Here is a 15,387-nt window from a genome sequence, read left to right as displayed (position 1 = left end):
TGGAGCAACATGGACACCCAGCGGGAGACCGACCGCCACCGGCTGCGCCGCAACCTGGTGCTGGTCTCCGCGACGCTCGCCGCGGCGGCCGCCGTGTGCGCCGCGATCTTCGGCTGGTCGTGGTGGAGCGCCGCGCACGACGAGTCGCTGCAGTTCGCCCGGGACCGCGACGATGTCCTGCGCATCGGCCAGCAGGACATCGTCAACTTCAACACCTTGAACTACAAGAACGTGGACGCCGGCCTGAACCAGTGGCTCGACTCGTCCACCGGCCAACTCCACGACGAGATCGCGCAGGGCAAGGACGACAGCAAGAAGCGGATCCAGGACGCGAAGACCACGACCACCGCCAAGGTGGTCGACGCCGCGGTCACCCAGCTCGACGACCGGGCAGGCACCGCGACGCTGATCGCGCTGGTGGACACGGTGGTCACCCCGGAGGGCGGCCAGGCGGTGACGAAGCGGAACGAGTTCCAGGCCGCGATGACCCGCACCCCGTCCGGGTGGAAGATCAGCGCGCTGGGCCCGGTCCCGGTTGGTTCCGCCGGCTCCTAGCCAACGGCCCGCTGCAGAACCACTGAGAGGACGATAGACGTGCCCCCATCCCGTCGCCGCACAGGCACGCAGTCGGGGTCCCGCCGCCCCCGGGTCGCCGGCATGCGCCAGCGCCCGCACGACCAGGAAGCCGAAGCGCCGGAGCAGGGCGCGGCGAACGAGGGCGTCGCCGCGCCGGCCGAGGAGTCGGCCAGTGCCACCGACGGCGGGGTGGCGCGGCCGGTGATCGGCGAGGAGAACGGCGCCACCCAGGACGGCACCGACCAGGGCGCGGAGCGCGCCACCGAGACCACCGCCCAGCTGAGCAAGATCAAGGACTCGCCCGATGCCGGGGAGGCCGAGTCGGGTGGGGCGGCGGCCGAGCCCGCGGCCGGCCGGGGCGGGCTGTTCAGCCGGGAGTTCGCGCTGCCCATCGCGCTGGTGCTGCTCGCGGCCGTGCTCGCCGGGCTGGCCGTGTGGTTCCGCGGCGAAGCGAGCGCGCTGACCTCCGGCGGCGACGCGGAGAACAAGGCGCTGGTCGACGCGGCCGCGACGAGCGAGGTGAACGGCCAGATCAGCTCGGCCGTGGAGAAGGTGTTCTCGTACAGCTTCGCGGACACCGCGGCCACCGAGAACGCCGCCAAGCAACTGCTCACCGGTAAGGCCGCCGACCAGTACAACCAGCTCTTCGCGCAGATCAAGCAGCAGGCCCCGGCGCAGAAGCTGGTGGTCAGCGTCAAGGTGGTCACGTCCGGCGTGAAGATGCTGCAGGGCGACCGGGCGCAGGTGCTGCTCTTCCTGGACCAGACAGCCACCCGCACCGATGCCAACCAGACCAACTCCGGTGCCGCGCAGCTCAGCGTGAACGCCGAGAAGCGTGGCAACAACTGGGTGATCACGGATCTGAACATGCGGTGAGCATGCGGTGAGCGCGGACGGCGGTCCCGAGGGGTCAGCGCGCGGGCTGGTCCCTCGGGACCGCCGTCCGGGTGCCGTCGGGACGATCCGGGCGGGGCGGCTGGCGCACCCGGGTGGCTACCGTGCAGACTCCACCGGAAACGGTGGGTGACTAAGGGGGCCGTCGAGGTGCAGCGCTGGCGCGGTTTCCTTCCCGGGAGGGTGACCACGGTGGGGGGCATGGGGTGATCTGCTGGGACCGCACGGACGAGCTCGTCATCGGCACCTTCCTGCCCGTCCAGGTGCGCTGGCTGCGCCGGCAGCTGTGCGGCTTCCGGGACCTGATCGACTGGCGGGCACGGCAGTACCGGTGCGGCGACCTGCTGCACGCCTTCGTCGGCATGCCGCTGCCGGTGGCGCCGCCGCAGGAGCCGATGCTGCGCACCCTGCTCGCGCGTTACGTGCCGGAGTTCGAGCCCGAGCCGGTGCGGCTGTGGTGGGAGCCGGACGTGCTGGGCCGGATCCGGGACGGGATCGAGATCGTCCTGGCCACCCTGCCCGAGCAGGGCGGAGTGGTGCTGCTTGACGAGCCGGGCAAGGTGCGGGCCTGGGCCGGGGTGCTGGTCGACCTGCGGGTGGCGTACGCGGTGAAGACCGGGGTGGTGGACGCGCTGGACGCCCCGCCGCCGCTGGAACCGCCGGAGCACCTGGAGACGCCGTACTTCCACGTCGGGTGGCTGCGGCAGGTGGTGGACGGGCTGGCCCGGATCGCCGGCCTCACCACGACGGGCTGAGCCGGTCGGCGCGGCGGCACCGCCTGAACCGACGCGAGGCCGGCCGCTGCGCTCATGAATCGTGACGTTGGTCACACTTTCGGCCGCCTGATCTCTGCTTCGCGGAACACGGAGAGTGTGCGTGCGCATCCCCTCGCCGCGGGAGATGAATTCATCGTCTGGGCATCTGCGCAGGTCATCGCGGCTGTTATGGGGTGGGTGGACTGCGCCGGCGGAGTGCATCGAGGCGTGGCACCTTGACTCCGGCCCGCGCGAAGGTCACTCTGTCGGTGAGCGTGGGACCGCCACTCGCGGCGCGTCTGGACAGTGGCCGAGTGTGCGGCTAGACTGCCCTTTTGCGCTGCCCTCTTTCCGTGTGCCCTCTGTCCGAGAGCTAGGATGACGGGCACGACCGCACCCTTGATAGCCGCGCTAGTCAGCTGCTAGCCAGCTCACATAGTCCCTGGAAGGACGCATCTTGGCAGTCTCCCGCGCGACCAAGGCCATTGCTGCGACCAACTCCACCTCGGGGATCCCCGGAGCGCCCAAGCGAGTGTCGTTCGCCAAGATTCGCGAACCGCTCGAGGTGCCCAACCTGCTCGACCTGCAGATCCAGTCGTTCGAGTGGCTCACCGGTTCGGAGACGTGGTTCCAGCGCCGAGTTGACGCCGGTGACGAGATCCCCGTGAGCGGCCTGGAGGAGGTCCTCAACGAGATCTCTCCCATCGAGGATTTCTCGGGCTCGATGTCCCTGTCCTTCTCCGACCCACGCTTCGACGAGGTCAAGGCCTCCGTCGAGGAGTGCAAGGACAAGGACATGACCTACGCCGCCCCGCTGTTCGTCACCGCGGAGTTCACCAACCACACCACTGGCGAGATCAAGAGCCAGACGGTGTTCATGGGTGACTTCCCGATGATGACGGACAAGGGCACGTTCATCATCAACGGCACCGAGCGGGTGGTGGTCTCCCAGCTTGTCCGGTCTCCCGGCGTCTACTTCGACCAGGCGGTCGACAAGACGACCGACAAGGACGTGTTCAGCGTCAAGATCATCCCGAGTCGGGGCGCCTGGCTCGAGTTCGATGTCGACAAGCGCGACACCGTCGGTGTGCGGATCGACCGCAAGCGTCGCCAGCCGGTCACCGTGCTGCTCAAGGCGCTCGGTTGGACCACGGAGCAGATCCGCGAGCGGTTCGGCTTCTCCGAGATCCTGCTGACCACCCTGGAGAAGGACCACACCGCCGGCACCGACGAGGCGCTGCTGGACATCTACCGCAAGCTGCGGCCCGGCGAGCCCCCGACCAAGGAGAGCGCGCAGGCCCTCCTGGAGAACCTGTTCTTCAAGGACAAGCGGTACGACCTGGCCAAGGTCGGCCGGTACAAGGTCAACAAGAAGCTTGGCCTCGAGCTGCCCTACGACGTCGGCGTGCTCACCGAGGACGACATCGTCACCACCATCGAGTACCTGGTCCGGCTGCACGCCGGGGACACCGCGATGCGGGTGGGCGACAACGAGGTTCCGGTCGAGGTGGACGACATCGACCACTTCGGTAACCGCCGGCTGCGCACCGTGGGCGAGCTGATCCAGAACCAAATCCGGGTCGGTCTGTCCCGCATGGAGCGGGTGGTCCGGGAGCGGATGACCACCCAGGACGTCGAGGCCATCACGCCGCAGACACTGATCAACATCCGGCCGGTGGTCGCCGCGATCAAGGAGTTCTTCGGCACCTCGCAGCTCTCCCAGTTCATGGACCAGACCAACCCGCTGGCCGGGCTGACGCACAAGCGCCGCCTGTCCGCGCTCGGCCCCGGTGGTCTGTCCCGGGAACGCGCCGGCTTCGAGGTCCGCGACGTGCACCCGTCGCACTACGGCCGGATGTGCCCGATCGAGACGCCGGAAGGCCCGAACATCGGTCTGATCGGCTCGCTGTCCACGTACGGGCGGGTCAACCCGTTCGGGTTCATCGAGACGCCGTACCGCAAGGTGGTCGACGGCCGGGTCACCCAGCAGATCGACTACCTCACCGCGGACGAGGAGGACCGCTACGTCAAGGCGCAGGCGAACACGCCGATCGACGACGAGGGCCGCTTCCTCGACGACCGCGTCCTGGTCCGCAAGAAGGGCGGCGAGGTCGAGTTGATCGACCCCAAGGGCGTGGACTACATGGACGTCTCGCCGCGGCAGATGGTGTCCGTGGCCACGGCCATGATCCCGTTCCTGGAGCACGACGACGCCAACCGCGCGCTGATGGGCGCCAACATGCAGCGGCAGGCGGTGCCGCTGCTGCGCAGCGAGGCGCCGCTGGTCGGCACCGGGATGGAACTGCGGGCCGCGGTGGACGCCGCGGACGTCGTGGTGAACAAGAAGGCCGGCGTGGTCGAGGAGCTGTGCGCCGACTACATCACCGTGATGGCCGACGACGGCACCCGGCAGACCTACAGCCTGCACAAGTTCCGCCGGTCCAACCAGGGCACCTGCATCAACCAGAAGCCGATCGTCAACGAGGGCGACCGGGTCGAGGTGGGCCAGGTGCTCGCCGACGGGCCGTGCACGCAGAACGCCGAGATGGCGCTGGGTAAGAACCTGCTCGTGGCGATCATGCCGTGGGAGGGCCACAACTACGAGGACGCGATCATCCTGTCCCAGCGGCTGGTGCAGGACGACGTGCTCACCTCGATCCACATCGAGGAGCACGAGATCGACGCCCGGGACACCAAGCTCGGCGCCGAGGAGATCACCCGGGACATCCCGAACGTCTCCGAGGAGGTGCTGGCCGACCTCGACGAGCGCGGCATCATCCGGATCGGTGCCGAGGTGCAGGCCGGCGACATCCTGGTCGGCAAGGTCACCCCGAAGGGTGAGACTGAGCTGACCCCGGAGGAGCGGCTGCTCCGCGCCATCTTCGGCGAGAAGGCCCGCGAGGTCCGGGACACCTCGCTGAAGGTGCCGCACGGCGAGACCGGCAAGGTCATCGGCATCCGGGTGTTCAGCCGGGAAGACGACGACGAGCTGCCGCCGGGCGTCAACGAGCTGGTCCGGGTCTACGTGGCGCAGAAGCGCAAGATCCAGGATGGGGACAAGCTCGCCGGCCGGCACGGCAACAAGGGCGTCATCGGCAAGATCCTGCCGGTGGAGGACATGCCGTTCCTGCCGGACGGCACCCCGGTGGACATCGTGCTGAACACCCACGGTGTGCCGCGACGGATGAACATCGGGCAGGTCCTGGAGACCCACCTCGGCTGGATCGCCAAGTCCGGGTGGAAGATCGAGGGCCAGCCCGAGTGGGCGAGCAAGCTGCCCGAGGATCTCTACGAGGCGGAGCCCGGCACGAACACCGCCACCCCGGTGTTCGACGGCGCCCGCGAGAACGAGATCACCGGGCTGCTCGGCTCCACCCTGCCCAACCGGGACGGCGAGCGGATGGTCGGCGAGAACGGCAAGGCCACCCTCTTCGACGGCCGTAGCGGTGAGCCGTTCCCGTACCCGGTCGCGGTCGGCTACATGTACATCCTCAAGCTGCTGCACCTGGTCGACGACAAGATCCACGCCCGGTCCACCGGCCCGTACTCGATGATCACCCAGCAGCCGCTGGGCGGTAAGGCGCAGTTCGGTGGCCAGCGCTTCGGCGAGATGGAGTGCTGGGCGATGCAGGCCTACGGCGCCGCGTACACGCTGCAGGAGCTGCTGACCATCAAGTCGGACGACAAGCTCGGCCGCGTCAAGGTGTACGAGTCGATCGTCAAGGGTGAGAACGTCCCCGAGCCCGGTGTGCCGGAGTCGTTCAAGGTGCTCCTCAAGGAGCTCCAGTCGCTGTGCCTGAACGTGGAGGTGCTCTCCAGCGACGGCGCCGCGATCGAGATGCGCGACGGCGACGAGGAGGACCTGGAGCGGGCCGCCGCCAATCTCGGCATCAACCTGTCGAGGACCGAGTCGCCCTCCGTGGACGACGTGGTGACCTGATCGCTCCCTGCCGGGGCGGGTGGTCCGGGGGGGCCCCCCCCCCCCCCCCCCCCCCCCGCTCCCTGCGGGGGCGGGTGTTCCTCCCGCCCACCCGCCCCGGCCCGACTCGCGCCACCCCGAGGCCCCGCGCCGGCCTCACCGCTAACCAACTCAAGGGGAGAAGACCCGACGTGCTAGACGTCAACTTCTTCGACGAGCTCCGCATCGGCCTGGCCACCGCGGACGACATCCGCCAGTGGTCGTACGGCGAGGTCAAGAAGCCCGAGACGATCAACTACCGCACGCTCAAGCCGGAGAAGGACGGGCTGTTCTGCGAGAAGATCTTCGGCCCGACCCGGGACTGGGAGTGCTACTGCGGTAAGTACAAGCGGGTCCGGTTCAAGGGCATCGTCTGCGAGCGGTGCGGTGTCGAGGTGACTCGCGCCGAGGTGCGCCGGGAGCGGATGGGCCACATCGAGCTGGCCGCGCCGGTCACCCACATCTGGTACTTCAAGGGCGTCCCGAGCCGGCTGGGTTACCTGCTGGACCTGGCGCCGAAGGACCTGGAAAAGATCATCTACTTCGCCGCCTACGTGATCACCTCGGTGAACACCGAGATGCGGCACAACGACCTGCCCACTCTCGAGAACGAGATCCAGGTCGAGCGCAAGCGCGTCGAGGACAAGCGGGATGCCGACATCGAGGCGCGCGCGCAGAAGCTCGAGGCCGACCTCGCCGAACTGGAGAGCGAGGGCGCCAAGAGCGACGTCCGCCGCAAGGTCAAGGAGGGCGGCGAGCGTGAGATGCGGCAGATCCGCGACCGCGCCCAGCGCGAGCTGGACCGGCTCGACGAGGTCTGGAGCACCTTCACCAAGCTGGAGCCCAAGCAGCTCATCGCGGACGAGCAGCTCTACCGCGAGCTGGTGGACCGCTACGGCGAGTACTTCACCGGCGGCATGGGCGCCGAGGCCATCCAGAAGCTGCTGGCCGACTTCGACGTGGACGCCGAGGCCGAGGGCCTGCGCGAGGTCATCCGCAACGGCAAGGGCCAGCGCAAGCTGCGCGCCCTGAAGCGGCTGAAGGTGGTCGCCGCGTTCCAGACCACCCGCAACTCGCCGATGGGCATGGTGCTGGACTGCGTCCCGGTCATCCCGCCGGACCTGCGCCCGATGGTGCAGCTCGACGGTGGCCGGTTCGCCACCTCCGACCTCAATGACCTGTACCGCCGGGTGATCAACCGGAACAACCGCCTCAAGCGACTGATCGACCTCGGCGCGCCCGAGATCATCGTCAACAACGAGAAGCGGATGCTCCAGGAGGCCGTGGACGCGCTGTTCGACAACGGCCGCCGCGGTCGCCCGGTCACCGGTCCGGGCAACCGGCCGCTGAAGTCGCTGTCCGACCTGCTCAAGGGCAAGCAGGGCCGGTTCCGCCAGAACCTGCTCGGCAAGCGTGTCGACTACTCCGGCCGGTCGGTCATCGTGGTCGGCCCGCAGCTCAAGCTGCACCAGTGCGGCCTGCCCAAGCTGATGGCGCTGGAACTGTTCAAGCCGTTCGTGATGAAGCGGCTGGTGGACCTCAACCACGCGCAGAACATCAAATCCGCCAAGCGGATGGTGGAGCGCGCCCGCCCGGCCGTGTGGGACGTGCTGGAGGAGGTCATCACCGAGCACCCGGTGCTGCTGAACCGGGCGCCGACGCTGCACCGCCTCGGCATCCAGGCCTTCGAGCCGCAGCTGGTCGAGGGCAAGGCGATCCAGCTGCACCCGCTGGTCTGCGAGGCGTTCAACGCGGACTTCGACGGTGACCAGATGGCCGTGCACCTGCCGCTGTCCGCGGAGGCGCAGGCCGAGGCCCGGGTGCTGATGCTGTCCAGCAACAACATCCTCTCCCCGGCCTCCGGCCGCCCGCTGGCCATGCCGCGTCTGGACATGGTGACCGGGCTGTTCCACCTGACCAAGCTCTCCGAGGACGCGAAGGGCGCCGGCCAGGCGTTCGCCTCCCCGGCCGAGGCGATCATGGCCTTCGACCGGAAGGCGATCGATTTGCAGGCGCCGATCAAGGTCCGGATCAAGGACCGGGCGCCGGCACCCGGCGAGGAGCCCGAGGGCTACCAGCCGGGCCAGCCGTGGCTCGCGGACACCACGCTGGGCCGGGTGCTGTTCAACGACCTGCTGCCGGCGGACTACCCGTTCGTCAATGAGCCGATGCCGAAGAAGCGGCAGGCAGCGATCGTGAACGACCTGGCCGAGCGGTACCCGATCGTCACCGTCGCCCAGACGCTGGACAAGCTGAAGGACGCCGGCTTCTACTGGGCCACCCGCTCCGGGGTCACCGTGGCCATCTCCGACGTGGTCGTGCCGCCGGGCAAGAAGGAGATCCTGGACTCCTTCGAGAAGCGGGCCGACCAGGTGGAGAAGCGCTACCAGCGCGGCCAGCTCTCCTACGCGGAGCGCAACAACGAGCTGGTCAAGGTGTGGCAGCAGGCCACCGACGAGGTCGCCCAGGCCATGGAGGACAACTTCCCCGAGGACAACTCGATCCGGATGATCGTGAAGTCCGGGGCGGCGGGCAACATGACCCAGGTCCGGTCGCTGGCCGGTATGCGTGGTCTGGTGTCCAACCCGAAGGGTGAGTACATCCCCCGGCCGATCAAGGCGAACTTCCGTGAGGGCCTGACGGTGCTGGAGTACTTCATCTCCACGCACGGTGCCCGCAAGGGTCTGGCCGACACCGCGCTGCGGACCGCGGACTCCGGGTACCTCACCCGGCGCCTGGTGGACGTCTCCCAGGACGTCATCGTCCGGGAGAGCGACTGCGACACCAGCCGGGGCATCTGGATGCCGATCGGCGAGGTGCTCGACGGCAAGGTCGTCCGGCACCAGCACGTGGAGACCAGCGTCTACGCGCGCACCCTCTCCGAGGACGTGCACGACCCGAACGGCAACCTGCTGCTCAACCGCGGCGACGACCTGGGCGACCCGGCGATCGAGAAGCTGCTGGGCGCCGGCATCACCCGGGTCAAGGTGCGCAGCGTGCTCACCTGCGAGTCCAGCACCGGCGTCTGCGCGACCTGCTACGGCCGCTCGATGGCCACCGGCAAGCTGGTGGACGTTGGCGAGGCGGTCGGCATCGTGGCCGCGCAGTCCATCGGTGAGCCGGGCACGCAGCTGACCATGCGGACCTTCCACCAGGGTGGTGTCGCCGGTGACGACATCACCACCGGTCTGCCCCGCGTCACCGAGCTGTTCGAGGCCCGGGTACCCAAGGGCAAGGCGCCCATCGCCGATGTGGCCGGTCGCATCCGGATCGAGGAGGGCGACAAGTCGTGGAAGATCACCATCGTCCCGGACGACGGGAGCGAGGAGGTCGTCTACGACAAGCTGTCCAAGCGTCAGCGGCTGGCCCCCATCTCGGCGGACGGCAGCGAGCGGGCGCTGGCCGACGGTGACCACGTCGAGGTCGGGCAGCAGCTGCTCGAGGGCACGCCCGACCCGCACGAGGTGCTGCGCGTGATGGGTCCCCGAGAGGCCCAGCTCCACCTGGTGCAGGAGGTGCAGAAGGTCTACCGGGCGCAGGGTGTGTCCATCCACGACAAGCACATCGAGGTGATCGTCCGGCAGATGCTGCGCCGGGTCACGATCATCGACTCGGGCTCCACCGAGTTCCTGCCGGGCGGGCTGGTCGAGCGCGCCCAGTTCGAGGCGGAGAACCGCAGGGTGGTGGCCGAGGGCGGCGAGCCGGCATCCGGCCGCCCGGTGCTGATGGGCATCACCAAGGCGTCGCTGGCCACCGAGTCGTGGCTGTCGGCCGCGTCCTTCCAGGAGACCACGCGGGTGCTCACCGAGGCCGCGATCGAGGGCAAGAGCGACAAGCTGGTCGGCCTGAAGGAAAACGTGATCATCGGCAAGCTGATCCCGGCCGGCACCGGCATCAACCGGTACCGGAACATCCAGGTTCAGCCCACCGAGGAGGCACGGGCGGCCGCCTACGCCATCCCGTCCTACGACGACGGCTACTACACGCCGGACGTCTTCGGCACGGGTACCGGCGCCGCGGTGCCGCTGGACGACTACGACTTCGGCCGCGACTACCGCTGAGGTCCACTCGTCAGGAGAAGGGCCCCGGGGCGCAACACCCCGGGGCCCTTCGGCGTACCACTCACTGCCAGGTCGGCGGGTTCTGCTGCCCCTGGTACGGCATCGGAGCCTGGTACGGCGTGGGGCCTTGGTCCGGGGACTGTCCCTGGTACGGAGCGGGCTGCGGGGCGACCGGCGAGGGCGCGGCCGTGGCGGCGGGACGCCTGGCGCCGCCGCGCCACAGGTACCGGGCAAGGAACAACAGCCCGATTCCGAACGGCACCGTGAGCAGAAACCCGCACAGGCTCAGCAACACCGCGGACCCACCGGTGTGGGTGGTCGGTGCGCCGCCGAGCACCGGCACATAGCCGGTGACGTCCGAGCCGATCGGGTAACTGCCGTCGAGGTCGACGGTGTGCGTGCTTCCGTCCCTGGTGTAGTGGCCCTCAAGGTGGGACCGGGTCACGTACCGCCGGGTGTGGGTTGTCTGGTTCCGCTGGACCTCGCGGGTCGTGTAGCTGCGGTCGACGTGGATGGTGACCTTCTCACCCCAGCCGAGTGCCACGGAGCCCTCGTTGACCCCCATGCCGATCCCACCGATGATGCCTGCCCCGCCGAGCAGCGCGACGACCACCGCCAGGATTCTCATCTGCTGTCCCCTCCGGTCGGCTGCCACGTGCCCGGCGGCACGATGGTCGGTTCCACCGGCGCGTACGCCGGCGTAGGCGGCAGCGCCCGTCCCTGCGGCCCGTCCACCGGTCTGAGTTCGGAGAGCTGCCAGGCCGAGCGTTCCGGGCCGGAGCTGAGCGCGACGGGGAAGAGCATGCCCACCTCCTGGCGGGACCGGATGCCGGCGACCAGCGCGTTCGCCGCCTCGTCGTCCGGCACCGGGATGACCCACTCGTGGGTGGGGCCCCACAGCCATACCGCGGGGCCGTCGGCCATGGTGAGCCGGATCTCGGTGCGGGTGTCCGGCGCCAGCCCGCGGACCGCCCACCGCGGTGGCAGTCCGGACAGTTGGCCAGCCCGCACCACGGACAGGCGCGCCAGCGGCACGCTCATGAACGGATGAGGCTCGGGCGGGAACCGTTCCAGGCTCAGCGACGGAATCCGGGGCAGCGGGGCGGGTCCCAGGACCATCCTGCGGACCGTGGCCATGACCTGCAGCCCCGAGTTCGCGCCGCCGAGGTTCCAGACCTGGTCGGGCACGCTCTCCGGGAGCGGCACGTTCCGCGGCGGTCTTGGCGCGCTCGGCGGTTCGCCCACCGGACGCAGCGAACCGATCGGGGCGGGCGTGTGCGGCTGCCACGTCGGCTCGGCGAAGAGCGCGGTGATGCGCCGGAAGGTGGGCTGGGCATCCATGCCGTAGACCGGCCTGCCGTCGATGGGCCCGCCACCGCGGAGGTTGTCCGGCGGATTTGCCGCGTCGGGCATTGTCCAGCCGCCGAAGCGGATGACACCCTGCCGCCGCCGTTCGATCTCGGCGGCCAGCCCCACCGGGTCCGGCGTCGGAAGGAAAACCTCGTACTGGCCGGTGAGGAAAACGGCCGGTCCGTTGTCCAGCAGCACCTTGTCGACGAACGGTGTGAGCCAGTCGTCCACCGACATCTCGACCGGCTTCCGCAGGTTGGAGATCACCCCGGGTCGAACGGTGACGACTCCGGCCAGCGGTATTCCCGGGTTCCGCACGACCTCGCCTCCGCGGTGGGTGACGTTGGGCCACGCGATGGGCAGGCCGTTGCGGGTGGCCGTGAGATAGAACCGGTCGCGCCCGATCCAGTAGGCCGGTTGCAGGCCCTCGGCGGTGATCCCCGCAGCCCGCAGCTCGTCCGGGACTTCCGCGGTTCCGGGCACCGGAACGAGGAACGGCGCGTCGGGGGCATGCGGCCACAGGCCGGGCAGCGCGCCCGCCGCGGCGCCGGCCGGGGTGGGCGTCATGCCGTATCACCGCCGAACGCCTGGGCACCGGGCGCCGGTGCGGGCGTGGCGACCGGGTGCGTGTGGTGGAGCATCTCGATCAGGTAGTCCGCCAGGGGCAGCACGTGCCCGGGATCGAGTTGCTTGTCGCTGCTCAGCGCCCACACCCGGGACTCCAGGAAGACGACCTTCTGCCACCGGACCCGGTCGTGCACCGAGACCATCCACTGGGCCAGCTCGGGCCGCATGACGGTGCGCAGGAACCCGATGTCGCCGCTGCTGACCACGTACCTGTCGTCGAAGGGTGGATAGCCGATCGACAGGGAATGGGCAAAGTCGACATTCCATTTGTCGAAGGGGTGCGGGGGTTGTCCGTCGGATCCGACGGCGATGGAGTCGTTCGTGCCTTCGCGGTTCGCGATCGTGAGATACGGGAGCGGTCCGGTGAGTTCCACGGCGACACGCATGGTCGACTCGTGCTCATGCCGCGAACCCCAGCTCAGCACTTCGGGATCAAGAAGATTCACGACGTCCCAGAGGTCCCAGGTGGAAGAGTTCCTTGATCGGTCCGCGAAGACGTTCACCCCGCGATAGACACCGTGGACGGTCGGGGGCCCGGAGAAGAGCGGGCTCTGGTAGGTCAGTCCGGGTGGGAATCCGTGGCTCATGCGGAGCACCTCCTTCGGCGGCGGCGCGCCGCTCAGTCCTTGCCGCCCTTCTCCTTCGCGTTCTTGTCTTCTTCCGCCTGCGCGCCCGGATCAGTCGAGTACTCAACCGCCTGCTGGACGTCCTCGAACTTCTCCCTGGCTTTCGTGGCGAACTCCTCGCCCGCCTCGAGCCACTCCTTGGCTCCTTGCGGCCGCTCGCTCGGCAGTCCGAGTTGTTCCAGCGCATGCTCCTTGGCGCTGTGCTTCACCCAGTCGTCCAGGTGGTCCCGGACGTGGCGACCGAAGAGTTCCCCGCTGTCCACCTCGCGCCCGAGGTCCTTCTCCAGGCTTTGCCTGGTGGTGCCGAGCGCGTCCAGGCCCTCGCGACCAGCCCCGGCCTTCTGGACAACCTTCTCGCCCTCCTTGATCTCCTGCTGCAGGAACTTGCCGCCAACCTTGGTCTCGTTGAGGAGTTTCCCGACCGACCCCTTCAGCGCCCGCAGGACCTTCTGGATGAACTGGGTGATCTTCTGCAGGATCTCGGTGACCTTGGCGATCTTCGGGGTGGCCCGCGCCACCCCGATGCCCACCTCGGCGGCGCTCGCCCCCGCGGCCGCGGCCTCGGAGGCGCCCAGGGTGACCGGTGCGGCGGCCTGGGCGGCCACCCAGGTGATCACCAGTTGCTCGATCACGTCGGCGATGATGCCATTGATGATGTCGTAGGCAGCCTGCATGAGCATGCTGCTGACCTTCAGCATGGTGGCGACGTGCCCGGCGGCCTGCGCGGTCTCCTCGATGCTCCGCTTGGTCTCGCCGATCTTCTGGCCCGCCGCCGGTGCGGCCTCGCCCGCCCATACCTGGCACCCCTGCGTCGCGGCCTGCTCGACGTTCTCGGCCAGCTTCTTCAGGTCCGCGGCGATCGCGTCGAACTGCTCGGCCGACTTCTCCAGCGCCTCCGGGTCGCCGGTGACCAGCTCTAGCATCTCCTTGAGCGGGAAGACCACGTCTTCCAGGAAGCCGAGGCCCTTCTGGATCAGCCAACCCAGCGGGTCCGCGATCGCTCCCCTCGCCTCGGAGACGAGGCTCCACGTGTCCGAGGCGACGTCCTTCACGTCCCCGGCGAGAGCCTTGGTGTCCTCTCCCGAGCGGACGTCCTTGACCAGGGTGTATCCGTCCTTGAACGGCTGGTAGGCGCTACCCAGACCGGGGATGTTCTGGATGGCCGTCTCGCCGGTGAACGCGTCCTTCTCACCGGTCACCGCGCCCCGATAGTGGTCGGCGAGCCTGCCCCCGAAGTCGGAGACCAGGTCCTTTCCTTCGAACGCGGAGGCCACGCTCGGCTCGGTCATGTCTACGTCTCGCTTCCTGTCCTACGTGTAGAGGCCGGAGCTGTCCGGAGCGCTGGGCGAGTTCAGCGGCGTGGGCCCGCCGCCGTCGAGCCGGTCGAGGATGTCCTGGAAGGACCTGGCGACCTCCTCCTCGAGCTGCCGGTACGCGTCGGCGGTCTGGCCCAGTGCGTCGCCCGTCTCGGTCAGGTGGTGCTGCATGGCGGCCAGGTGCGACTCGAGGTCGGACAGCAGCGTCAGGTAGATGGGGAACAACGCCTCGAGCCCGAGCAGCCCCCAGGACTGCGGCGAGACGTTGGCCTCCCGGATCTTCCCCTGGATCTCCTGCGAGCCTTCGCCGTGCGCGGCGATCTGCCGGCCGGCCTCGGCCAGGTGCTCGTGGTTGGTCTGGAACCCGCCCATCAGCCGTTCTCCTCGTCATAGAGCCGCATCACGCCGTCGGAGTTGCGCGACGTCCCCGGCGCTGCGGGCGGCTGGGTGGGCCGCGTGCCCCGGTCGAACACGGAGAACTGCTCGGGGTCGTCGTGGCTCGGCGCGACGGCGGGCCGGCGCGGTGCCGGGCGCGCCCCACCCGGGGGGACGGCCGGCGCCGCGGCGGACCCGGCCGGAGGTGGTGGCGCGTGGCCCGGCCGCTGGCCCGGGGCCGCGGCGGGACCCCAGCCGAGCCGGCCGCGCGGCTGCGTACCCGGCCTGTGGTGCGAGGGAGGCGGCGCGGGCGAGGACGCGCGGTGACCCGGGACGCCGGTCGGGGCCTCGGTCTCGGCCGGCCGCAGCGCGTGGCCGAGCAGCTCCTCCTGGGTCTTCATCACGCGGCCGAGGACGTCGATGTCGTCGCCGACGTAGCTCTGCACGACGGTGGCCTGCTGTTTGGCCGCCTCGGCGACCGCCCGCTGGATCGTCGCCGTCACGGTTTGGGAGAGCTGGTTGGGCGTCAGCCGCCTCGCCTCGTCGGCGAAGCGGACCGACTTCACCGAGCCGCCCGGGCCGGCGACCACGGTGACCGCGCGGTCGCTCGAGGTCACCGCGGTCTCGATGGCCGCGACCTCGGCCCGCATCGCGTCGAGTCTCGCGAACCGCTCCTCCGCGTCCCGCTGGTTGCGCCGGACGGCCTCCAGACGGTGGCGCAGCCGCTCCACCTGTTCGGTGACCGGTTCGGTCATGACGTTCCCTCCCGTAGTGACAGGCCGGGCACGAGGCGTGCGCGGATCATGATCCTTCACTCGAAATGAGGACGTGGGCGCATTGGACAAAGCC

The 15,387-nt window shown here is 69.4% G+C and carries 11 protein-coding genes; 5 read left to right on the top strand and 6 right to left on the bottom strand.

Annotated elements, in window-relative coordinates; all coding sequences use genetic code 11:
• Window positions 1–9: 9 nt before the first annotated feature.
• From FFT21_RS04905 to FFT21_RS04885, 5 genes are all read left to right on the top strand, one after another.
• Window positions 10–555 carry an Rv1363c family protein gene (locus FFT21_RS04905; protein ID WP_225978095.1) on the top strand — a complete coding sequence of 182 codons (546 nt, stop codon included), beginning with the start codon at window positions 10–12 and terminating at the stop codon, window positions 553–555.
• 102 nt (window positions 556–657) lie between these two features.
• Entirely contained in the window at window positions 658–1,452 is a 795-nt protein-coding gene (locus FFT21_RS04900; protein ID WP_137812538.1) for a hypothetical protein, read from the top strand.
• A 224-nt stretch (window positions 1,453–1,676) separates the two neighbouring features.
• Window positions 1,677–2,225 carry a DUF2017 family protein gene (locus FFT21_RS04895; protein WP_192909387.1) on the top strand — a complete coding sequence of 183 codons (549 nt, stop codon included), beginning with the start codon at window positions 1,677–1,679 and terminating at the stop codon, window positions 2,223–2,225.
• Between the two features lie 457 nt (window positions 2,226–2,682).
• Window positions 2,683–6,165 (top strand): DNA-directed RNA polymerase subunit beta, encoded by a 3,483-nt coding sequence (gene rpoB / locus FFT21_RS04890; RefSeq protein WP_137812536.1) that lies wholly within the window; start codon window positions 2,683–2,685, stop codon window positions 6,163–6,165.
• Window positions 6,166–6,335: 170 nt separating this feature from the next.
• The gene (locus FFT21_RS04885) at window positions 6,336–10,244 is read left to right on the top strand and encodes a DNA-directed RNA polymerase subunit beta' (RefSeq protein ID WP_137812535.1); all 3,909 of its coding nucleotides are present in this window, start codon (window positions 6,336–6,338) and stop codon (window positions 10,242–10,244) included.
• Window positions 10,245–10,305: 61 nt separating this feature from the next.
• Here FFT21_RS04885 and FFT21_RS04880 read toward each other — a convergent pair whose 3' ends face one another.
• The 6 genes from FFT21_RS04880 to FFT21_RS04855 are packed head-to-tail and all read right to left on the bottom strand — an operon-like array spanning window position 10,306 to window position 15,293.
• Complete coding sequence (locus tag FFT21_RS04880; protein ID WP_137812534.1) at window positions 10,306–10,872, bottom strand: hypothetical protein; 567 nt, start codon at window positions 10,870–10,872, stop codon at window positions 10,306–10,308.
• Window positions 10,869–12,161, bottom strand: coding sequence for a hypothetical protein (locus tag FFT21_RS04875; RefSeq protein ID WP_137812533.1), 1,293 nt, complete (start codon window positions 12,159–12,161; stop codon window positions 10,869–10,871). The genes FFT21_RS04880 and FFT21_RS04875 overlap by 4 nt, the downstream gene beginning before the upstream one ends.
• Window positions 12,158–12,808, bottom strand: a complete 651-nt coding sequence (locus FFT21_RS04870; RefSeq protein WP_137812532.1) for a hypothetical protein — start codon at window positions 12,806–12,808, stop codon at window positions 12,158–12,160. The genes FFT21_RS04875 and FFT21_RS04870 overlap by 4 nt, the downstream gene beginning before the upstream one ends.
• 32 nt (window positions 12,809–12,840) lie before the next feature.
• Window positions 12,841–14,136: a WXG100 family type VII secretion target gene (locus FFT21_RS04865; protein ID WP_137812531.1), complete on the bottom strand. Its 1,296-nt coding sequence runs from the start codon at window positions 14,134–14,136 to the stop codon at window positions 12,841–12,843.
• A gap of 21 nt (window positions 14,137–14,157) precedes the next feature.
• A complete protein-coding gene (locus FFT21_RS04860; RefSeq protein ID WP_137812530.1) occupies window positions 14,158–14,535 on the bottom strand; it encodes a WXG100 family type VII secretion target in 378 nt (125 codons plus the stop codon).
• Window positions 14,535–15,293 carry a YbaB/EbfC family nucleoid-associated protein gene (locus FFT21_RS04855; protein ID WP_137812529.1) on the bottom strand — a complete coding sequence of 253 codons (759 nt, stop codon included), beginning with the start codon at window positions 15,291–15,293 and terminating at the stop codon, window positions 14,535–14,537. The genes FFT21_RS04860 and FFT21_RS04855 overlap by 1 nt, the downstream gene beginning before the upstream one ends.
• Window positions 15,294–15,387: the final 94 nt, after the last annotated feature.

The sequence above is a fragment of the Gandjariella thermophila genome (assembly GCF_005405885.1).
GTDB lineage: Bacteria > Actinomycetota > Actinomycetes > Mycobacteriales > Pseudonocardiaceae > Gandjariella > Gandjariella thermophila.
The sequence above is the reverse complement of the archived record's forward strand: the minus strand, read 5'-3'. Positions and strand labels throughout refer to the sequence as shown.